Origin of the sequence: Oerskovia gallyi, from assembly GCF_014836745.1 — a bacterium.
GTDB classification, from domain to species: domain Bacteria; phylum Actinomycetota; class Actinomycetes; order Actinomycetales; family Cellulomonadaceae; genus Oerskovia; species Oerskovia paurometabola.
On record NZ_JACSQE010000015.1, the window covers coordinates 112,550 to 133,168 of the forward strand.

Genomic DNA, 20,619 nt, shown 5'->3' on the forward strand with positions numbered 1-20,619 from the left:
GTAGCCGACGCCACCCTGAAGTTCCCTTGCGGTCACCCCAAGAAAGCGCCGTTGCATGAAGCTTCTTGGTACGCCTATACCATACTGAGAACGAGACGTGACGTGAAGACACGCACAGTCTTTACCCGGGCGACTTGTGCAGTCCTGTCCGGTTTCTGACACGCTGTTATGACGAAGATCACCCGCTGCGGCGGCGGGACGCCGAAGGGCCCCGCGTCGACGTGTCCGATCGGACGGTCGAGCGCGGGGCCCTTCGTGGTCGACGTGTCCGTCATGACGGACCTCCCCTGGTCGAGGAGGACGGCGACCGGTACCAGCGTCCCAGCGAGGCAGTTCTCAGTGCAGCAGGTCGTGGAGCGGGATGATCGCGTCGCGCGACGGCCCCACGCCGATCGCCGAGACCCGGGCTCCCGAGAGCTCCTCGAGCGACCGCACGTACGCCTGGGCGTTGGCCGGCAGGTCCTCGAACGACCGGCAGCCCGAGATGTCCTCGGTCCAGCCGTCGAACTCGGCGTAGATCGGCGTGGCGTGGTGGAACGCCGTCTGGTCCGTAGGCATCTCGTCGTAGCGGACGCCGTCCACGTCGTAGGCGACGCAGACCGGGATCTTGGGGATGCCCGTGAGGATGTCGAGCTTGGTCACCACCAGGTCCGTGATGCCGTTGATGCGGCTCGAGTACCGGGCGATCACCGAGTCGTACCAGCCGCAGCGGCGCGCGCGACCCGTGGTGACGCCGTACTCGCCACCTGCCTTGAGCAGGTACTCGCCCATCTCGTCGAAGAGCTCCGTGGGGAAGGGGCCCTCGCCGACACGGGTCGTGTACGCCTTGATGACGCCGATGACCGACGAGATCTTCGTGGGGCCCACGCCCGAGCCGGTCAGCGCGCCGCCGGCCGTCGCGTTGGACGACGTCACGAACGGGTAGGTGCCGTGGTCGACGTCGAGCATCGTGGCCTGGCCGCCCTCGAACAGGACGTTCTTGCCCGCGTCGAGCGCCTGGTTGAGGATCAGCGACGTGTCCGCGACCATCGGCTTGACGCGGTCCGCGTACGCCAGCAGCTCCTCGACGGTCTCGTCGACCGTGATCGCGCGCCGGTTGTAGACCTTGACCAGCAGGTGGTTCTTCTGGTCGAGCGAGCCCTCGATCTTCTCCGCGAGGATCTTCTCGTCGAACAGGTCCCACATGCGGATGCCCACGCGGTTGATCTTGTCGGCGTACGCCGGCCCGATCCCGCGCCCGGTCGTCCCGATGCGGCGCTTGCCCAGGAAGCGCTCGCTGACCTTGTCCATGGTGCGGTGGTATCCGGTGATGACGTGCGCGCTCCCGGAGACCAGGAGGCGCGAGACGTCCACCCCGCGCGAGATCAGGTCGTCGAGCTCCTGGAAGAGGACCTCGATGTCGACGACGACACCGTTCGCGATGACCGGGGTGACCCCGGGCGACAGGATGCCGGAGGGCAGCAGGTGCAGGGCGTACTTCTCGTCGCCGATGACGACCGTGTGCCCGGCGTTGTTGCCGCCGTTGAACTTGACCACGTAGTCGACCCGCGACCCGAGGAGGTCGGTCGCCTTGCCCTTGCCTTCGTCGCCCCACTGGGCACCGATGAGCACCACGCCTGGCATGGATTCCCCACTTTCAGACTGCCTGTTCCTCGGACCAGGTCACGGACCGGCACCGACCGGCACGTACGTCAGGACTGTCCGGTCGGCGAACGACCGCGTCGCGCACCATCGACCGGAGATCGACGTACGGCGCGTGCCGCCGACGGGTCCTGCGCGGGCCCGAGGCGCGTCCGGGCGGCAGTCACCCGGAAGCCTGGACGAGTTTACCCGCCATTGACCTCGGAAAGCCCCTCGGCCCACCGTGGGGGCTCACCGCCTCCCGACGACGCAGCGCGCGCGGCGTCGTCGGGCGGCGGGAGGGCGCACCGGCGCCGGCGCGCGGTGACCCTGCGCGGACGTCAGCCCGCGAGCGCCGCGACCTCCTCGGCCGACGTGCCCGAGTCGACGAGGAACTGGGCGCAGCGCTCGGCCTCGCCGTCCTCACCAATGAGCGACGCCGCGCGCGAGAGCGCCAGGAGCGCCCGCAGGAAGCCCTGGTTCGGCACGTGGTCGGCCGGGATCGGCCCCTGACCGCGCCACCCGGCGCGACGCAGCGCGTCGAGCCCCCGGTGGTAGCCCGTGCGGGCGAACGCGTAGGCCGTGACGGCCGCGTGCTCGTCGCCGTCGCCGTCGCCGTCGCGCAGCGTGGCCTCCGCGAGGAGGGCCCACGGGAGCGACGAGGCCGGGAACGCGCTCGCCAGGGCGAACGCGTCGTCCCCCCGGGCGATCGCCGCGTCGACGTCCGGCTCGGCCGGGAGGCGGACGGGCGCAGGCCCGTCGAGGAGGTTGCGGTGCGTGGGTGCGTGAGACATCCAGCGATTCTCGCAGGCTCCTGACGAGCGCATGTGCAACGAGACGCCCCGCACCCTAGAGTCATGAGCATGATCGAGATCTCCACGTCCCCCGCGACGACCACGCTCGTCATCGCCGGGGACCTCGATCTCGCGGAACGCGACCAGTTCCCGGAGATCGCGGCCCGCGTCGTCGGGTTGCGCCGCCAGCTCCTCGTGATCGACATGTGCCGTGTGACCTTCATGGACTCGACCGGCGCAGCCTTCCTCATCTCGCTCGCCGACTCCGGCCGCAAGCGTGGCGGGGCGACCGTGCTTCGTGGCTGCGACGACCGGGACCTGTTCGTCCTCGAGGTGTGCGGTGCGCTCGACCTGTTCCGCATCGACGCGGACCACCGGTGCGACCCGCCCGTGAGCGCCAGCGCCTGACGCGCCGGGCACGGCCCCCTCGGGCCGCTCGTCCCTCCCCGGGCCGCTCAGCCCTCCTCGGACCTCGCTGCCCGCTCGGCGCGCTCGGCGCGCTCGGCGCGCTCGCTGGCAGGTCGGATCCGGGCCCACACGAGCTTGCCCGAGCCGGCCGGCCGCCAGCCCCAGTCCGCGAGGCGCTCGACGATCTGCATCCCGAACCCGCCCATGCGGTGCACGTGCCCGTCGGTCGACACGGGCGGCGCAGGGTTCGAGTCCTCGACCTCCACGCGCAGACCGTCCCCGGTGTCGAAGAGCCGCAGCGCGAGGTGCCCCCACCCGTGCAGGACACCGTTCGCGACGAGCTCGGACACCACCAGCTCGGCGTTGGCGCTGTCGCCGAGGTCCCACGCCTGACAGGTGCGCAGGACCGCGTGCCGCGCCCGTCCGATCGACGCGGGCTCGCTCGGCAGGAGCCAGCGCCGGCTCCGCGGGCTCAGGGCCGAGGTCACGGGGTCGGTCACGGGGTCCGGGACCCGGACGACGACGAGCGCGACGTCGTCCTCGGGGGCGTCCGCAAGGCGCGACAGGAGCTCCTCGCCGATCCCCGCGGAGTCGATCGCGGTGATCGCACGGGTCGCCTCGACCAGGGCGTCGAGGCCGACGCGCAGCGCGCGGTCCCGGCGCTCGATCAGACCGTCGGTGTAGAAGAGCAGGACGTCGCCCGGGACCAGCTCGGCCCGTCCCGTCGCGCGCGTCCCCACCCCGAAGCCGACGAGCGAGCCCCCGGCCTCGTTGAGCTGCGTGACCTCGCCGTCCCGGAGCAGCAGGGGCGGCAGGTGCCCCGCCCGCGAGTACTCGATCGTCCAGCGCTGCAGGTCCCCCGCGCCCCCGTCATCGGTCCCGGAGGCGTCCTCGCCGGGCTCGTCGGACCTGTCCTCGTCCGACGGCTGCTCGCCGTGCCGTACGAGCGACGCGTACACGAGGCTCGCAGACCGCGGGATACGCATGCCGACCACGAGCTGGTCCACGCGCTCCAGGACGGGCCCGGGGGTCGTGAGCTCGTACGCGTAGGACCGCACGACCGACCGGAGCTGCCCCATGGCGGCAGCGGCCTCGACGTCGTGCCCCACCACGTCCCCGATCACGAGCCCGACGACGTCGGGCGTGATCTGCAGGACGTCGTACCAGTCGCCGCCCACCTGGGCGTGCTCGGAGTTGGGCGCGTAGTACGTCCAGACGTCGAGCCCCGTGACGTCGGCCTGCTCGGGCAGCATCGCGCGCTGCAGGGTCTCCGCGAGCCGGTGCTCACGGGCGTAGAGACGCACGTTGTCGATCGCCAGGCCCGCGCGCCGTGCGAGCGTGCGCAGGACCGCGTCGGCGCTCTCCGGGTCCGTCGCCGTCGCAGGGGAGGCCGGTAGACCGCTCGTCGCCAGCAGCCCCAGGACGCGTCGTCGGCCCGCGATCGCGTGGAGCAGGACCTCGCGTGGCGCGCCCGCGAGCGTGGAGGTGCGCTGACGGACGTCGCGGCTCAACCAGCCCGACGCCGACCACTGCGGGTACTCGGCCGACAGGTCGAGCCGCACCGGGCCGTCGATCCGGCCGTCGAGCAGGTCCTGCACGGTGTCCTGCAGGTCGATCACGGTCCCCGGGACCAGGAGCGCCGGGCCCGTGGCGTCGCCGAGCGCGTCGGTCTGCCCCATGGCGCCCTCGACGATGCCGGCGCCGTCCGCGATGTACCGACCGTGGCGCTGCCCGCGCCCGCTCGGCGGCGTCGTGGTGTCGATGCCCTCGGCGAACCGCAGGCCGTCGTCGTTCATGTAGAAGCCGGCCCACTCCACGAGCGCGCCCTCGAGGACGTCGCAGATCTCCCGCAGAGCGAGGGGATAGTCCAGGTCGTTGAGCAGGTCCGAGGTCTCGGTGATGATCGCCAGACCGGCACGCTTGCGGCGCTCGAGCTCGAGCGACGCGAGCTGGGCCGCCGACCGGTCGACGTACTCGGTGACGTCGACCATCGAGCCTGCCCAGTGGCCGACCTCGCCCCCGGACTCGTCGACGGGCGCGAGCGTGAGCTGCACCCAGATCATCGACCCGTCGTGCCGCTCGTGCTGCACCGTCCGCCTGACCTCGCGGCCCTCGAGCACCCCTGCCCGGAAAGGCTCGGCCTCCGACTGGTCCGCGAGCAGGTCGGACAGGAACTGCGGGCGACGCCCGACGACCTCGTCGGTCGCGTAGCCCGTGAGCCGGCTGAACGCGTCGTTGACCCACAGCACGGGCATGCCCCCCGAGGCCGGGCCCAGCAGGAAGGCGGCGATCCCCGCACGCTGCACGGCGCGCGCGAGAAGCTCCTCCGCGCCCTGCGGCAGCGACGCTCCTCCGGCACGCGGAACGTGGCCCCATGAGCCCAGACCCAGGCTCGACGAGCCGACCATTTCCACCTCCGAACGACACTGCCGTGAGCGCGTTACTGTCCCGAGTGGACATTCAACCGTAGATTGGTGATCTCCGAGACCTGTGCGGGTCCGGTCCACGCTGGGAGGAGCAACGTGCGCGACGGTAACACCACGGCTGGTAGCGAGCCCGAGGACCCCGAACTCGGGGCGAGCGGCGTCGTCACGGACCAGGCCGATCCTGCGAGCGTCCACGTCATCGTCGGGGCGACCCGAGCACGCATCGTGCTGTCGGGAGAGATCGACGCCGATCTCGGCGCCGACCTCCTGGACGCCACGGCCGACGCGGAGGCCACGGGTCTGCCCGTCGAGATCGACGCCCATCACGTGACCTTCATGGACTCCTCGGGCGTGGCCTTCCTCGCCCGGCTCGCGACCCGCGGGCCGCACCGGGTCCGGGTGCTGCGCGCCCCGCCGACGGTGCGGTTCCTGCTGGAGGTCACGCGCATCGGCGACATGCTCGACATCGTCGACGAGGACCCGGGCTTCGACCTGCCCGACGGCGTCACGCACCTCAACGGCAGTCGTCGCCTGCCGCGCACCGACCGCTGACGCCGGGCCGGGCGCACCGCCGTCGGTGCGCTCCGCCGTCGGGCGTCGGCTGACGTGGGCCGCCCCGCCGTCGGGCGTCCACCACCCCAGGCTCCCGAGAGCACGCAGCAGGCCCCGGTCCGTGACGGACCGGGGCCTGCTGGCACTCCAGGTGGCGGGACGTCCCCGCCGGGGTCACCGCCCTGGTGGGCGGGTCACCGGGTTCAGCGGATCTTCTGGCCCGCCGAACGCAGCTGCTGCGACGCCTCGACGATGCGCTGAGCCATGCCGGCCTCGGCCAGCTTGCCCCAGGCGCGCGGGTCGTAGGCCTTCTTGTTGCCCACCTCGCCGTCGATCTTCAGGACGCCGTCGTAGTTGCGGAACATGTGGTCGACGACCGGACGCGTGAACGCGTACTGCGTGTCGGTGTCGATGTTCATCTTGATGACGCCGTTGTCCACGGCCTCCGTGATCTCCTCGAGCGTCGAGCCCGAGCCACCGTGGAAGACGAGGTCGAACGGGTTCTCCTTGCCGATCGCTTCGCCGACGGCCTTCTGGATGTCCGCGAGGATCGACGGACGCAGCTTGACCGCACCCGGCTTGTAGACGCCGTGCACGTTGCCGAACGTGAGGGCCGTCAGGTAGCGGCCCTTCTCGCCCGCACCGAGAGCCTTGACGGTCGCGAGACCGTCCTCGACCGTCGTGTAGAGCTTGTCGTTGATCTCGGCCGTGTGGCCGTCCTCCTCGCCACCGACGACGCCGACCTCGATCTCGAGGATGGTGCGCGCGGCGACCGAGAGCTCGAGGAGCTCCTCGGCGATGACCAGGTTCTCGTCGAGCGGCACGGACGAGCCGTCCCACATGTGCGACTGGAAGGTGGGCAGGCCACCGTTCTTGACCTGCTCGGCCTCGATCGCGAGCAGCGGGCGGACCCAGGAGTCCAGGTTCTGCTTGGCGCAGTGGTCCGTGTGCAGGGCGATGGTGACGTCGTACTTCTTCGCGACCTCGGTCGCGTAGGCCGCGAGGGCGAGCGAACCGGTCACGCGGTCCTTGATCGTCGAGCCGGACGCGTACTCGGCGCCACCGACGGAGACCTGGATGATGCCGTCGGACTCGGCCTCGGCGAAGCCCTGAATGGCAGCGGTCACGGTCTGCGAGGACGTGATGTTGACGGCGGGGTAGGCGAACTTGCCTGCCTTCGCACGGTCGATCATCTCGGCGTAGACCTCGGGGGTTGCGATAGCCATCTGCAGAACTCCAATGACGGAAGGAGGTGGGTGCCGACGACACTGCCGCGCGCCCTGTTATCCCCATGATTTTGTCATGGATCCCTACCGGGGGTGTCGCCCGTCCCTCAGGTGGACGCTCGTCACCACGGGTTGGGACGTCTCACGGAGCGGGCTGCGGGCCTACCCGTCAGGGGGTCGTGAGGTGCTGCGTGACCCATGCGTGCATCGCGATCGCCGCCGCGGCGCCCGCGTTGATCGACCGCGTCGAGCCGTGCTGCGTGATGTGCAGGACGTCGCGGCTCGCCGCCCGCGCCTGGGCCGTCAGCCCCGTGCTCTCCTGGCCGAACAGCAGCACGCACTCGGGCGGGAACACGTACCCCTCGAGGGGGACCGAGCCAGGGACGTTGTCGATCCCGATGACGGGGATGCCCGCCCCGTCGTGCTGCTCCGCGGCCCAGGCCAGCAGGTCCTCGACCTGCGGGTGGTGGCTCACGTGCTGGTAGCGGTCGGTGACCATCGCACCGCGACGGTTCCAGCGGCGCCGCCCCACGATGTGCACCCCGGCCGCGTTGAACGCGTTCGCGGTGCGCACGACCGAGCCGATGTTGAGGTCGTGGCCCCAGTTCTCGATCGCGACGTGCAGACGCCGGTCGCGCGGCCTTCGCGCGTCCATGTCCGCGACGACCGCCTCGACCGTCCAGTAGCGGTACGCGTCCACGACGTTGCGGCGGTCGCCGTGCTCCAGGAGCTCGGCGTCGTAGCGCGGGTCGGTCGGCCACGCCGCCCTGCCCCCGGGCCAGGGACCGACACCCACCTCGACCTCGTCCTCGCCGCGGGGGGTCGGATCGTCGGGCTGCGGCTGTTCAGGGCGGGCGGTCACCGTCCCATTGTCGCTGCTCCCGCTCGGGTCACGGTCCCGCTCGTGACGCGCCGGGCGGGCGGCCACGGCACCGAAGACGTGCGATCCACCCACGACGTTCACCTTCGCGCCACGCCGCCCAGGGAAGGCCCGACGGCGCGCCCACTACGCTGGGTGCGTGCTCACCGACCTGCTCACGTCCGCGCTGCCCGATGCCACGGCCGCACTCTCCGCCGTCGACGGCAGCCACGTGGTCGCGCTCGGACCCGACTGGCTCGACGCGCGGAACATGATCAGCGGGTTCATCGAGCGCTTCGGCGTCTACGCGGTGTTCGGCATCGTCGCCGTGGTCTTCATCGAGACCGGCCTGCTGTTCCCGTTCCTGCCCGGCGACTCGCTGCTCTTCACCGCGGGCCTCCTGGTCGCGCAGGACGAGCTGAACCTGTCGATCTGGCTCGTGTGCGGCATGATCTTCGCCGCCGCGTTCCTCGGGGACCAGCTCGCGTACCTGATCGGCAACAAGATCGGTCCGCGGCTCTTCAAGCCCGACGCTCGCGTCCTGAAGACCAAGTACATCGACCAGGCGCACGACTACTTCGAGCGCTTCGGCGGTCGCACCGTGATCCTCGCGCGCTTCGTCCCCTTCCTGCGGACCTTCGCGCCCGTCGCCGCCGGCATGAGCGGCATGCGCTACCGCACGTTCGTGGTCTACAACCTCATCGGCGCGTTCGTCTGGGGCGTCGGCGTGACGCTGCTCGGGTACTGGCTCGGCAACGTGCAGTTCGTCAACGACCACATCGAGACCATCCTCGTGCTGATCGTCGCGGTCTCCGTGATCCCCGTCGTGATCGAGGTGCTCCGAGCCCGCCGGGAGTCCCAGCGGGTCAAGGCCCAGGGCACGGGTGCCCTCGCGGACGCCGCGACCGTCTCCGAGCTCGCCGCCGCCTCCGCGACGCCTGCCGCGTCGACCACCGGCGAGGCCGCTGCGGCCCCCGCCGCGCCCCCCACCGAGGCGACGACCGCACCGGTGACACGACCCGAGAAGTCGACGGACGCCGTCGAGCACTCCCCCGGAAAGGACGACTGATGCCTCGCGTGATCGAGAGCTGGCTCACCGACATGGACGGCGTGCTCGTCCACGAGGGCCACGCCATCCCCGGCGCCCCCGAGTTCATCCGGGCGCTGCGGGACAAGGAGCGCCCGTTCCTCATCCTGACGAACAACTCGATCTTCACGGCCCGCGACCTGCGCGCGCGCCTCGCGACCTCGGGCATCGAGGTGCCCGAGGAGTCCATCTGGACGTCCGCGCTGGCCACGGCCCAGTTCCTGAGCGACCAGGTCCCGGGCGGCAGCGCCTACGCGATCGGCGAGGCCGGGCTGACGACCGCTCTCTACGAGGCCGGCTACACGCTCACCGAGTCCGACCCCGACTACGTGGTGCTCGGCGAGACGCGCACCTACTCGTTCGAGGCCATCACCAAGGCCGTGCGCCTCATCCTGGGCGGCTCACGCTTCATCTGCACCAACCCGGACACGACCGGCCCCTCGCAGCAGGGGCCGCTGCCCGCCACGGGTGCCGTCGCGGCCATGATCACCGCCGCGACCGGGCGGGAGCCCTACTTCGTGGGCAAGCCGAACCCCATGATGTTCCGGTCCGCGCTCAACCGCATCGACGCGCACTCCGAGACGACCGCGATGATCGGCGACCGCATGGACACCGACGTCGTCGCGGGCATCGAGGCCGGGCTCTACACGTACCTCGTCATGACCGGCTCGACGAAGCTCCACGAGGTCGACACGTTCCCGTTCCGGCCCAGCAAGGTCGTCGACTCGATCGCGGACCTCGTCGACCGCGTCTGAGTCCTCTCGGCGGGCGGCCCCGTCCCCGCGGCCCTCTCGGCGCGGCCCTGCCCTCCAGGCGGGCCCCGCCTCCAGGCGGGCCCCGCCGCCCTCCCTCGGACAGCGCACCGCCCCGGCCCCCCGACCAGCTCGGGGTACCGGGGCGGCGGTCCGTGGACGCCTCAGGCCTTGACCGCCAGGACCGGGCAGCTCGCCCGGAGGAGGATCTGCTGAGGCGTCGAGCCGAGCACGAGCTTGCCCACCGGGGTCCGGCGGCGCAGGCCGACGACGATGAGCTCGGCGTCGACCTCCTCCGCGACCTCGAGGACCACGTCGGCCGGCAGGGCGCCGGACTTCAGGTGGCGCACCTCGTGGCCGACCTGCGCCTCGTCGAGGATCTCGATGACGTGGGCCAGCTCGGCCTCGTCGGCCCACCGGGGATCGACGAGCCGGTCCGCCCGGGTCGCGTTGACGATCACGACCTTCGACCCGAGCAGCGCGGCCGACCGGCCCGCCGAGCGGGCGGTGGCGGTTCCGAGGTCGCCGGGCGCGTAGGCGAGGACGACGGTCATCAGTTCACCTCCTGCGACTGGGATTCTTCGCGAATCTCCTCGCCGAGCCGGGACAGCTCGGCGTTGGCACGCTTCTCGCGGCTCTTGAGCCACAGGCCGAGGCCCACGATCACCAGGATCGAGACGTACGCGGTGGCCGCGAACGGGCTCGTCACGAGGTACGAGAGGTCTCCCTGGCTGATGGTCAGGGAGCGCCTCAGACGGTCCTCGGCCATGGGGCCGAGGATCATGCCGACCACCATGGGGGCCACGGGGTAGCCGTAGCGCCGCATGAAGAAGCCGACCACACCGATGACGAGCAGGATGAGCACGTCGATCGGGGAGAAGTTGAGCGCATACGACCCGAGCGCCCCGAACAGCAGGATGCCCGCGTACAGGTAGTGCCGGGGGATCTGCAGGACCTTGACCCACATGCCCACGAGCGGCAGGTTCAGGACGATCAGCATGAGGTTGCCGATGTAGAGGCTCGCGATGAGCGCCCACACGAGCGACGACTGCGTCTGGAAGAGCATCGGACCCGGCTGGATCCCGTACGACTGGAACGCGACGATGATGATGGCCGCGGTCGCGGTCGTGGGGAGCCCCAGGGTCAGGAGCGGGACGAGGACGCCCGAGGCCGCCGCGTTGTTCGCCGACTCCGGGCCTGCGACGCCCTCGATGGCGCCCTTGCCGAACTGGTCCTTGTGCTTGCCGGCGAGCTTGCGCTCGGTCGCGTACGACAGGAACGTCGCCACGTCGGCGCCACCGGCCGGGATGGTCCCGACGGGGAAGCCGATCGCGGTGCCGCGGAGCCAGGGCTTCCACGAGCGGCGCCAGTCCTCGGGCTTCATCCAGGAGCGCCACCCCTTCTCGACCGGGATGACGTGCACCGGTCCGTGCCGCAGGCGAGAGGCCACGTAGAGCGCCTCGCCCACCGCGAACAGGCCCACGGCGACGATGACGACGCTGAGGCCGTCGGCGAGGTTCGGGACGCCGAACGTGAAGCGCTGCTGCCCGGTCAGGGTGTCCGTGCCCATGAGGCCCAGGAACAGTCCGAGGGCCAGGGCGACCATGCCGCGCGAGACGGACTTGCCGAGGAGCGCTCCCACCGTGATGAACGCGACGATCATGAGCGCGAAGTAGTCGGGTTCGCCGAGCTGGACCGCCCACCTCGCCATGACGGGGGCCACGAGCGTCAGCAGGACGGTCGCGATGGTGCCCGCGACGAACGAGCCGATCGCGGCCGTGGCGAGTGCCGCGGCACCGCGCCCGAGCCGCGCCATCTTGTGGCCCTCGAGCGCGGTCACGATCGAGGCGGACTCGCCCGGCGTGTTGAGCAGGATCGAGGTCGTCGACCCGCCGTACATGCCGCCGTAGTAGATGCCCGCGAACACGATGATCGCGGCCGTCGCGTCGAGCGAGTACGTCAGGGGCAGGAGCAGGGCGATGGTCATGGCAGGACCGATGCCCGGCAGGACGCCGACCGCCGTCCCGATGAACACGCCGAAGAGCGCGTAGAGCAGGTACACGGGCTGCGCGACGGTCGCGAAGCCCTCCATCAGTGCGGAGAGGTTATCCACGGAACGAGCTCACCCCTTCGAGGAACGGGCCGGGGGGCAGCGACAGGCCGAGCAGTCCGCCGAAGACGAACTGGATGACGAGCGCGAGGACGACGGCGAGCGCGATCGCGCGCCACCACGGGCGGGCCCCGAGCACGATCGCCGACCCGCCGAAGAGCAGCGTCGCCGCCACCGGCCAGCCGGCGAGGTTGATCGTGTAGACGTGCGCCACGAAGATGACGCCGAGGAGCGCGACCGTCTTCCAGTCGGTCCTGACGTCCGGGTCGACGTCCTCGCCGTCGTCCTCCTCGCCGAACTTCCCGCGCAGGAGCCCGATCAGCACGAGGACGCCCGAGATCAGCAGCAGGCCGCCGACGAGGTACGGGAAGGCGCGAGGGCCCATGGTGGTCGTCGAGCCCGGGACCTGGATGGTCCCGGCGTCGGCGACCACGAACACGCCCAGGGCGATCGTGACCCCGGCGACCACGTACTCGCCGATCCGCCGCCTGGGGGCCGCGGCGGTGTGCGGCGCCCCGGCCTGCGACGGCCCGGTCCCGCCGGTGAGCGGGACCTCTTCGGTCACCGGGTCCTGTCCGCGCGAGTCGGCGCGACGGACCGTGGCGACCTGGGGGGAGGCCCCGCCCGGTGCGGGGGATTCACCGGGCGGGACGACAGGGGACGAGGACATGTCAGGCGACCAGACCGATGTCCTGCAGGACCGCCTGGATGTCGGCGATGTTCTGCTGGAGGTAGTCGTCGAAGTCCGCGCCGGTGACGAACGCGTCCGCCCAGCCCTTCTCGTCGAGCGTGGCCTGCCACTCCTCGGACGCGTGGAGCTCGGTGAGGACGTCCTCGAGCGCGGCGCGCTCGTCGTCCGTGATGCCGGCGGGGGCGAGGACGCCACGCCAGTTGGTGAGGTCGAAGCCGTAGCCCGCGTCGTGGAGCGTGGGGACGTCGGGGAGGACCTCGACCTTCTCGGGGCTCGTGACCGCGAGCGCACGCAAGGTGCCCGCCTTGACCTGCTCGGAGTACTCGCCGACGCCCGAGATGCCGGCGCTGACCTTGTTGCCGAGCAGGGCGGAGAGGGACTCGCCACCACCCGAGTACGCGACGTAGTTGAGCGTGTCGACGAGCTTCTCGGACGGGACACCGGCCTGCTTGAGGAGCATCCCCGCGAGGATGTGGTCCGCGCCGCCGGCCGATCCCCCGGTGACGGTGACGCTCTTGCCGTTGGCGACGATGTCGTCCACGAGCTCCTTGAGCGTCGTGTACTTGGACTCGGCCGGCACGACGATGACGAGCGGTTCCTCGGTGAGGCGCGCGATCGGCGTCGTGTCCTCGATGCGGGCCTGGGACTTGTTGGTCTCGACCGCACCGACCATGACGAGCCCGGTGACCATGAGGGTGTTGGGCTCGGTGACGTTCGCGAGGGAGGCCAGGCCGACGGTCCCGCCCGCACCGCCCACGTTGGTCACGTTGATGGTCTTCGCCAGCCCTGTCGCCTGCAGCTCCTTCTGGAGCGCGCGGCCCGTCTGGTCCCAGCCACCGCCGGGGTCTGCGGGGACGATGATGTCGAGCGAGGCCAGGCCGACCGCGGCGGGCTTGTCGCTGCCCTCGCCGGCCGGGGCCTCGTCTCCCGAGGCGAGACCTGCGCAGGCGCTGAGGGCGAGGGCGAGGCTCGTGAGTGCTGCTGCGCCGACCAGGCGGCGACGCCCCGGCCGGCTGGTGCTGTGCCCGCTGCGCGGGCTGACGACGGATGCCATTTCTCCTCCTTGAGCAGGCCTCGCGACGTCGTAGTCCGGGGCCGTTGGTGTGCAGCGGAGCCTAGGAGCGCGGAGGCACCGTGTGGTCCCTGAGGTCGTAATGGACGTTGTGGTCGTTGTGGTCAGGCGAGTTTCCGGCGTCAGGTCACGAGTACGTCTCGGTTCTGCGTCCGAGTGGCTGGCCGCCCCTGTGGCCTGGGGCACACTGGTCCGGTGGGATGGGCAATGCCGCTCAGGGTTCAGCTGCTCCTGCTGCAGGTCGTCATCGTCCTCGCCGTGGTCTCGGCCGCAGGCGTGGTCGCGGGGACCCTGCAGGAGCGGCAGCTTCGTGACGCGTACCTCGACCGGATGACGGGGGTCGCGCAGTCCGTCGCGGGGCTGCCTGCCATCAGGGATGCGCTGGGCTCGATCGACCCCTCGGCCACCATCCAGCCCATCGCCGAGGTCATCCGCGAGGCCTCCGACGTGACCTACGTCGTCGTGACCGACGACGAGGGCATCCGCATGTCCCACCCCACGGCGGAACGCATAGGGGAACGCGTGTCCACCGACCCCTCCGTGCCCCTGTCCGGGGGTACCTACATCGGCACCCAGACCGGCACCCTGGGTGAGTCGTGGCGCGTCAAGGTCCCCATCTACGACGAGACGGGTCGGGCCGTCATCGGGGCCGCGTCGGTCGGCATCCTCGAGTCGCAGCTCCACGCGGACTTCCGCGAGGACCTGGACGGCCTGCTCCTCGCGCTGGGCACCGCCGCGGCAGGCGGGGTCGTGTGCGCCTGGTGGGTCACGCAGCTCGTCCGCCGCAGGATCTACCGGCTCGAGCCGGAGGAGATCGCGTCCCTGCTCGAGACGCGTGACGCGATGCTCCACGGCATCAGCGAGGGCGTCGTCGCGCTGGACCGCACCGGGCGGGTCGCGCTCGTCAACGACGAGGCGCGCCGCCTCCTGGGCCTGGGGCCCGGTGAGGCCCCGGTCGGGTCGCTCGCGACCGACGTCCTCGACGGCCAGCTCCTGGAGCTCGCCGACCGGCCCGGCGACCATTCGAGCGGCGAGCTGCTCCTCGCGGGCGAACGCGTGCTCCTGGCTCGCGCCAACCCGGCCACGGTCGACGGGCGGGCCGTGGGCGCGGTGCTCGTCCTGCGGGACCACACCGAGCTGCACGCCCTCCTGCAGGACCTCGACGGCGCCCGCGACCTGACCGACGCCCTGCGCGCCCAGTCGCACGAGTTCGCCAACAAGCTGCACGTCGTGTCCGGGCTCCTCGAGCTGGGTCAGCACGTCGAGGCCGTCGCCTTCATCGAGCGTGCCGGGCACGGCGGCCTGCTCACGGCGAGCGCGATCGCACCGGGGGTCCACAGCCCGCAGGTCGCGGCCCTGCTCCTGGCCAAGGCGACCACGGCGCGCGAGCGCGGGATCGACCTCGAGGTCGACCCGTGCTCGGTGCTCGACGCCCCGGGCTCCCCCGACTCGGCCGCACTCCAGCAGGACGTCCTGACGATCCTCGGCAACGCGATCGACAACGCGATCGACGCGGCGGGCCCCGGCGGGACCGTCCAGGTCCTGGTCCAGGAGGACGCCGAGGAGGTAGCCGTCCTCGTCGACGACGACGGCCCGGGCGTCCCGACGGCGTTGCGCGCCGCGGTCTTCCGGCCCGGCTTCAGCACCAAGCACGCGGGAGCCCAGCCTGCCCGGTCCGTCCGCCGGGTGCCACGCGCCGGCACCGACACGTCCTCCTCACCCCGGTGGGACGCCCTCCGGCACGACGACGCCCCCTCCTCTCGGCTCCCACCGACGCCAGCCTCCGACGCGGGAACCGCGCGCGGCATCGGGCTCGCCCTCGTGCGACGGATCGTCGCCCGACGCGGCGGCACCGTCGGGTTCACGACCTCACCGCTCGGCGGCGCGCGCCTCACGCTGACGCTGCCCGTGCGCTCCTCCGCGGCCCCCGCAGGGGCCGCACTCGACCGACTCACCGGGACGGTGCACCGATGACTTCCACAGACGACCGACTGCGCACCCTGATCGTCGAGGACGATCCCCTCGTCTCCCGCCTGCACCGCGGGTTCGTGGAGAGCCACCCCCGCTTCGTCGTCGTCGGCGAGGCTCGCACGGGCGCGGAGGCGGTACGAGCGATCTCGGTGCTCGAGCCGGACCTCGTCCTGCTCGACATCTACCTGCCCGACACGAGCGGGTTCGCGGTGCTGAACCAGCTCCGTCGGCGGCCCGGTCCCCCGGTCGACGTGATCGCGACGACGGCGGCACGCGAGCTCGACAGCGTGCGGCGTGCCATGGCGGGCGGGGTGCAGCACTACCTCGTCAAGCCGTTCACCGCGGCCGTGCTGCGCGGCCGCCTCGACGAGGTCGTCCGGTTCCGCGCGCAGGTGCGGGCGACCGACGGCGCTCTCGACCAGGCCACGGTCGACCGGCTCGTCCGGCAGGCCCGCAACGAGGGCCCCCAGCTGCCCAAGGGCCTGTCCGACCGCAGCCTGGAGCTCGTCGTCGGGGCTCTCGTCGACGTGTGCAGGACCGGGTCGGTGGACGCCTCGGCGGTCGACGTGGCCGAGGCGACCGGCATGTCCCGGGTCAGCGCCCGGCGCTACCTCGAGCACCTCGTCACGGTCGGCCAGGCCGAGGTCAACCCGCGGTACGGCTCGGCCGGTCGACCCGAGAACCGCTACAAGCCGCTCCTCGCGGTCAGCGCGGAGTCGCCGTCCTAGCCGGCCACGGAGCAGAACGACGAAGGGCGGGCCGGGACCTCGAAAGGTCCCGGCCCGCCCTGGTCGTGCAGGTGGGTCGTCAGGCGTCGACGCGTGCCCGACGGCGCTTGCTCGCGGCGAGCAGGCCGGCGCCGCCCAGGAGCAGCATCACCCCGAAGGCCGCGACCGTCGCCGAGTCGGCGCCGGTGTCAGCGAGGCCCGAGTGCACGTCGCACTCGACGTCGCCGCCGACCGGGAAGCTGAACGTGACGGGGGCGAGCGCCGTCCCCGGCTCGTAGAAGCCCGCGAACGCCTTGGCGCCCGCGGCGGTCAGCGTGGCGGGGGCGCCCGTCCACGTGATCGTGCTGCCCGAGGTCGACTTCTTGCCCGAGAGGTTCAGGCTCGCGAACGCGACGCCCTTGCTCGTGGACTTGTTGCCCTGCATGTCGCTGCTCACCACGTCGACGATCAGGGTGCCCGAGCCACCGTCGACCTGAACGCGCGGGTTCGAGATCTGCAGGTCCAGGATGCCGTCGTGGCCCGTGAACTTCACCGAGCCGGCGAAGCTCGTGCGCCCCTTGCCGAGATCGGTGTTGAAGGATCCCTTGCCACCGCTCCACGTGTACGAGGAGCCGTTGTCCTTGACTCCGCTCGTCGAGACCGAGCCCTTGGCGATCGGGCCGGCGATGTATGCGCGGAACGCGTCGCTCACGCCCCAGCTCAGCGTCGCACCGTTGACGCCCTGCGCGTAGCACTGCTGGGCGGCGGGACCGCCCGAGGTGCTGGTCGCGCCCGTGACGGTGATGATCGCGGAGACCTTGTGGTTCGCACCCTCGAGGGACAGCGTGTGCTCCCCCGGCTCGAGGTTCTTCGGGATCGTCACCGTGGCCGACGCGGCGCCGCCGGCGTTGGCCGTGATGCCCGTCGCGAGCGTCCGCGGGGTCGACCGGATGACCGACTTGAGGCCGGCCTCGTTCGCGCCGAAGCCCACACCGCTGATCGTGACCTGGCCGCCGGGCGCGACCTGGTAGGTCGAGAGGGTGGCCTTGGCGGGGTCGACCGTCGTGGTGCCGGAACCGTCGTTCGGGGTGCCGATGCTGCCACCTGTACCACCGCCCGAGGTGCTGGTGGCACCCATCACGAAGAACAGCGGGTCGAGCTCCGTACCCGCGGGGTAGAAGCCCGAGAACGCCTTCGAACCCGCGTCGGTCAGGGTCGTGGCGACGTTGACGTAGGTGACCGAGCCGCTCTCGTGCTCGATCGCACCGTTCAGCGCGAGCGAGGCGAACCGGACGCGCTTGGCGTCGAACGTGGTCCCGTCGAGGTTTGCGGACCGCACGTCGACGACGAGGGTGCCCTTGCCGGGCGACGTCACGTCGACCGTCGGGTTCGAGAGGGTGAGGTTGAGCAACCCGTCGTGACCCGAGAACGTGACCGTCCCGCCGTACTTGGCCGTCCCGAGGAGGGTTCCGGGCTTCCACGAACCGCCGGTCTGACGGAAGTCGAACGTCCCGTCCTTGACGGTGGCACCGGCGGACGCCACGGCGCCGCCCTTGGCGATGCCCCCCGTGATGTAGGTACGGAAGCTCTCCTTGACGCCCCACTGGAGGCTTCCGACCGGCGTCGAGCCGACCACCGTGATGCTCGTCTCGCCCGTCGCGCCCAGCGCGCTCGTGACCTTGACCGGGTGTGCGCCCGGGGTCAGGCCCGTCGGGACGGTCGCGGTGACCTTCCCGCCCTGCGCGGTGAACGTCGCGGACGCCCCGCCGACCTGGACGGAGGACACGGAGTCGCCCGCCCCGAGCCCCTCGACCGTCAGCGTGACCTTCTCGCCGGCCTTCACCGCGGCCGAGCCGGGAGTGACCGTGAGCGGCGCCGGGGCCGGTGCGTCGGTGTACCTGACCGGGACAGCGAGCTCCTGAGCAGCGTTCGTCACGCCGCCGGCACCGTAGGTGTAGACGCCGAACGAGCCGGTCTCCGGCCACGCGACGTCCACGCCCGACTTCTGCCCGGGCTTGACCGTCAGCTCGGCCGTGAACTCACCCTCGGGCGAGACCGCGGCCCACTGAGCATGCACGGTGCCCTGGAACGCGGGCGAGATCGCGTCGAGCCCCGCCTGGCTGAGCGCCCACCGCTGGTCACCGACCACGCGAGCCGACGACGGCGCACCCGTGGACGGCTTCCACGCGTCGGCGAACTTCCCGAAGACCACGTACGTTCCCGCAGGGTTGCCCGCCGAGATCGGCGGACGGTTGCCCTCAGGAGCGACGTTTCCGGCCGGGTCGAACCCGGTGCCCTTCACGACGACCTTGTCCCCAGCACGCACCACCGTGTTCCCCAGCGGCGTCTTCCCGTCAGCGGCGAACACCTCGACCTTCGGCTCGAACACCGGGGCCGGCTTCTCCGTGAAGTTCACGGGGACGGAGAGCTCTTGAGCAGCGTTCGTCACGCCGCCGGCACCGTAGGTGTAGACACCGAACCGGCCACCTTCGAGCGCGGCGGGAGCCTTGAGCGTGAGCCTGGCCGTGAACGAGCCATCGGCCGTGATGTCGGCCCACTGAGCCCGGATGATCGCCTGGTTCGTCGGAGTCAGCTGCTCGAGCACCGTCTCGGACAAGGCCCAGACCTGCGACCCGACCTTGCGAGCCGCGCCCGTCGCCCCGGCAGACGGCTTCCAGCTCTCCGCGAACGCACCGAACACCACGTAGTTGCCCTGCGGCAGCGTCTTCGGGATCGGGTTCCCGTACCCACCGACGTTCGACGCCGGGTCGAACCCGGTGCCCTTCACGACGATCTCGTCACCAGGACGAACCACCGTGTTCCCCAGCGGCGTCTTCCCGTCAGCGGCGAAAACCTCGACCTTCGGCTCGAACACCGGGGTCGTGGGCGCCTCGCCCTGGAGCGTGATCGGGGTGAGGGTGTCGAGCGAGCGGTCGGTGACCGACAGCCCGTGCGCGGCCGAGGTGGCCACCTGGTAGGACTTCGACGCGTCGAGCGTGCCTGCCGGGACCGTGATCGTGGTCGTGAACGCGCCGTCCTTGACGAGCGCGGCGGGCACGAAGGCCTGCTGGAGCCAGCCCGTGCCGGGAAGCGCCGAGCCGCCGCTCCAGAGCGAGGTCTCGCCGAGCAGCACGTACGCGCCGTACTTCGCGCCCGCTCCGACGAAACCGGTGCCCGAGATCGTGAACGTGTTCGCGACGGCCGGGTCGACGTCCTTGTTCGGCGTGACCGTGACCTGGGGGTCGGCGACCGGGGCCGGCGGATCGACCTGCTTGGCCGTCACGGTGTGCGCGACGCCGGCGGACGTCGACGCCGTGAAGGCCGCGGCGTCGGCCGGGGTGAAGCGCGCGGTGAAGGAGCGCTCCCCCACCGTCGTGGGCGTGACGTCGCGGCGGGCGACGCCGTCGGACACCGTGGCGGTGCCGAGCGACGTGGCGCCGTCGAAGAACTCGACCGCGCCCGCGGCAGCGGGTGCGACCGTCGCGCTCAGCGCGAGGGCCGCGCCCTCGACCGAGGTGCCGCCCGGGGAGACCGCGAGCGTGGTCGAGGTCGTCGCCGCGGGGGCCACCGGGAGCGGCGCATCGAGCGTCGCCGTCAGGGTGGACATGGGCTTGCCGACGTACGCGCTGAAGTAGTCCGAGACCGCAGCGAGGTCGTTCGAGACGGTACCGCTCGCGACGAGGGTCAGGGTGTCACCGGTCCGCGTCGGGGCGACCGTGACGTCGGCGACCTTCGCGTCGTTCCCGGTGCCCGCGTTGATCGTGCCCCCGAAGTCGGCCGTGAGCACGCCCGCCGTCGGGGAGGTCAGCCGGAGCGTCAGGTCCGAGATGGTGAGGCCCAGGGCGCCGTCGTGGCCCGAGTACGTGGTCGACCCGGCGAACCTCACGGTCCCCGTGCCCGCCGCGTCGAGCGACCCGGACGCCGGCTCGTAGACCGACTTCCCGTCGACCATGGCAGGCGTGACGGTCCCCTTGGCGATCGGGCCCGTGACGTAGCCCGTCCAGCCGTCCGTGAAGTTCCAGGTGGCGCTGCCACCCGACACCGTGTCGGCGGCGGCGCCTGCCGGAGCGACTCCGACGAACGTGAGACCGGCGACGAGCGCTCCGGTCAGGAGTGACGCGAGGGCGCGTCGGCGCCCTCCCCGTTGCGTGATGAGCACTCGATCTCCTGTGAAGGTCCAGGGTCGCCCGCGATGGCGACGCATGGCGACAGGTCTCTCGACCATCGCCCCGTGGACCATATAAGGGCTGCCTCACCAAAGCAAGGCAAACCTTATCTGCTGTGCGCGGAGTCACACCCCCGCACCTCCCAGGACGCGGGGGGGGGGGGGGGGGGGGGGGGGGG

General features: G+C 71.5%; 16 protein-coding genes. 6 read left to right on the forward strand and 10 right to left on the reverse strand.

Going from position 1 to position 20,619, the window contains the following annotated elements; genetic code table 11:
* Window positions 1-336 precede the first annotated feature (336 nt).
* Window positions 337-1,623 carry an adenylosuccinate synthase gene (locus tag H9640_RS17155; RefSeq protein WP_191791986.1) on the reverse strand — a complete coding sequence of 429 codons (1,287 nt, stop codon included), beginning with the start codon at window positions 1,621-1,623 and terminating at the stop codon, window positions 337-339.
* Window positions 1,624-1,961: 338 nt separating this feature from the next.
* Entirely contained in the window at window positions 1,962-2,414 is a 453-nt protein-coding gene (locus H9640_RS17160) for a DUF3151 domain-containing protein (protein WP_191791987.1), read from the reverse strand.
* Between the two features lie 69 nt (window positions 2,415-2,483).
* Here H9640_RS17160 and H9640_RS17165 point away from each other — a divergent pair, with 69 nt between their 5' ends.
* Window positions 2,484-2,822: an STAS domain-containing protein gene (locus H9640_RS17165; RefSeq protein ID WP_191792012.1), complete on the forward strand. Its 339-nt coding sequence runs from the start codon at window positions 2,484-2,486 to the stop codon at window positions 2,820-2,822.
* A 47-nt stretch (window positions 2,823-2,869) separates the two neighbouring features.
* Here H9640_RS17165 and H9640_RS17170 read toward each other — a convergent pair whose 3' ends face one another.
* Window positions 2,870-5,230, reverse strand: coding sequence for a SpoIIE family protein phosphatase (locus H9640_RS17170; RefSeq protein WP_191791988.1), 2,361 nt, complete (start codon window positions 5,228-5,230; stop codon window positions 2,870-2,872).
* A gap of 114 nt (window positions 5,231-5,344) precedes the next feature.
* Here H9640_RS17170 and H9640_RS17175 point away from each other — a divergent pair, with 114 nt between their 5' ends.
* Window positions 5,345-5,800: an STAS domain-containing protein gene (locus H9640_RS17175; protein ID WP_138826418.1), complete on the forward strand. Its 456-nt coding sequence runs from the start codon at window positions 5,345-5,347 to the stop codon at window positions 5,798-5,800.
* A 203-nt stretch (window positions 5,801-6,003) separates the two neighbouring features.
* On the opposite strand, the gene fbaA is transcribed toward H9640_RS17175, so the two are convergent.
* Both fbaA and H9640_RS17185 read right to left on the reverse strand, forming a co-directional pair.
* Window positions 6,004-7,026 (reverse strand): class II fructose-bisphosphate aldolase, encoded by a 1,023-nt coding sequence (gene fbaA / locus H9640_RS17180; RefSeq protein ID WP_191791989.1) that lies wholly within the window; start codon window positions 7,024-7,026, stop codon window positions 6,004-6,006.
* Window positions 7,027-7,195: 169 nt separating this feature from the next.
* A complete protein-coding gene (locus tag H9640_RS17185; RefSeq protein WP_191791990.1) occupies window positions 7,196-7,888 on the reverse strand; it encodes a TrmH family RNA methyltransferase in 693 nt (230 codons plus the stop codon).
* A gap of 157 nt (window positions 7,889-8,045) precedes the next feature.
* On the opposite strand from H9640_RS17185, the gene H9640_RS17190 reads away from it, so the two are divergent.
* Together H9640_RS17190 and H9640_RS17195 are read left to right on the forward strand one after the other, a co-directional pair.
* Complete coding sequence (locus H9640_RS17190) at window positions 8,046-8,954, forward strand: DedA family protein (RefSeq protein ID WP_318243821.1); 909 nt, start codon at window positions 8,046-8,048, stop codon at window positions 8,952-8,954.
* Window positions 8,954-9,727, forward strand: a complete 774-nt coding sequence (locus H9640_RS17195; protein WP_191791991.1) for an HAD-IIA family hydrolase — start codon at window positions 8,954-8,956, stop codon at window positions 9,725-9,727. The genes H9640_RS17190 and H9640_RS17195 overlap by 1 nt, the downstream gene beginning before the upstream one ends.
* Before the next feature lie 161 nt (window positions 9,728-9,888).
* Here H9640_RS17195 and H9640_RS17200 read toward each other — a convergent pair whose 3' ends face one another.
* The 4 genes from H9640_RS17200 to H9640_RS17215 are packed head-to-tail and all read right to left on the reverse strand — an operon-like array spanning window position 9,889 to window position 13,579.
* Entirely contained in the window at window positions 9,889-10,278 is a 390-nt protein-coding gene (locus H9640_RS17200) for a universal stress protein (protein ID WP_191791992.1), read from the reverse strand.
* Window positions 10,278-11,837 (reverse strand): tripartite tricarboxylate transporter permease, encoded by a 1,560-nt coding sequence (locus tag H9640_RS17205; RefSeq protein WP_191791993.1) that lies wholly within the window; start codon window positions 11,835-11,837, stop codon window positions 10,278-10,280. The genes H9640_RS17200 and H9640_RS17205 overlap by 1 nt, the downstream gene beginning before the upstream one ends.
* Window positions 11,830-12,504 carry a tripartite tricarboxylate transporter TctB family protein gene (locus H9640_RS17210; protein ID WP_191791994.1) on the reverse strand — a complete coding sequence of 225 codons (675 nt, stop codon included), beginning with the start codon at window positions 12,502-12,504 and terminating at the stop codon, window positions 11,830-11,832. Before H9640_RS17210 ends, H9640_RS17205 begins: the two co-directional genes overlap by 8 nt.
* Window position 12,505: 1 nt before the next feature.
* Window positions 12,506-13,579 (reverse strand): Bug family tripartite tricarboxylate transporter substrate binding protein, encoded by a 1,074-nt coding sequence (locus tag H9640_RS17215; protein ID WP_191791995.1) that lies wholly within the window; start codon window positions 13,577-13,579, stop codon window positions 12,506-12,508.
* 225 nt (window positions 13,580-13,804) lie between these two features.
* On the opposite strand from H9640_RS17215, the gene H9640_RS17220 reads away from it, so the two are divergent.
* Together H9640_RS17220 and H9640_RS17225 are read left to right on the forward strand one after the other, a co-directional pair.
* Window positions 13,805-15,571: an ATP-binding protein gene (locus tag H9640_RS17220; RefSeq protein WP_191791996.1), complete on the forward strand. Its 1,767-nt coding sequence runs from the start codon at window positions 13,805-13,807 to the stop codon at window positions 15,569-15,571.
* A complete protein-coding gene (locus H9640_RS17225; protein ID WP_191791997.1) occupies window positions 15,568-16,296 on the forward strand; it encodes a response regulator in 729 nt (242 codons plus the stop codon). The genes H9640_RS17220 and H9640_RS17225 overlap by 4 nt, the downstream gene beginning before the upstream one ends.
* Window positions 16,297-16,375: 79 nt before the next feature.
* On the opposite strand, the gene H9640_RS17230 is transcribed toward H9640_RS17225, so the two are convergent.
* Window positions 16,376-20,434, reverse strand: coding sequence for an HtaA domain-containing protein (locus tag H9640_RS17230; RefSeq protein WP_191791998.1), 4,059 nt, complete (start codon window positions 20,432-20,434; stop codon window positions 16,376-16,378).
* Window positions 20,435-20,619 lie beyond the last annotated feature (185 nt).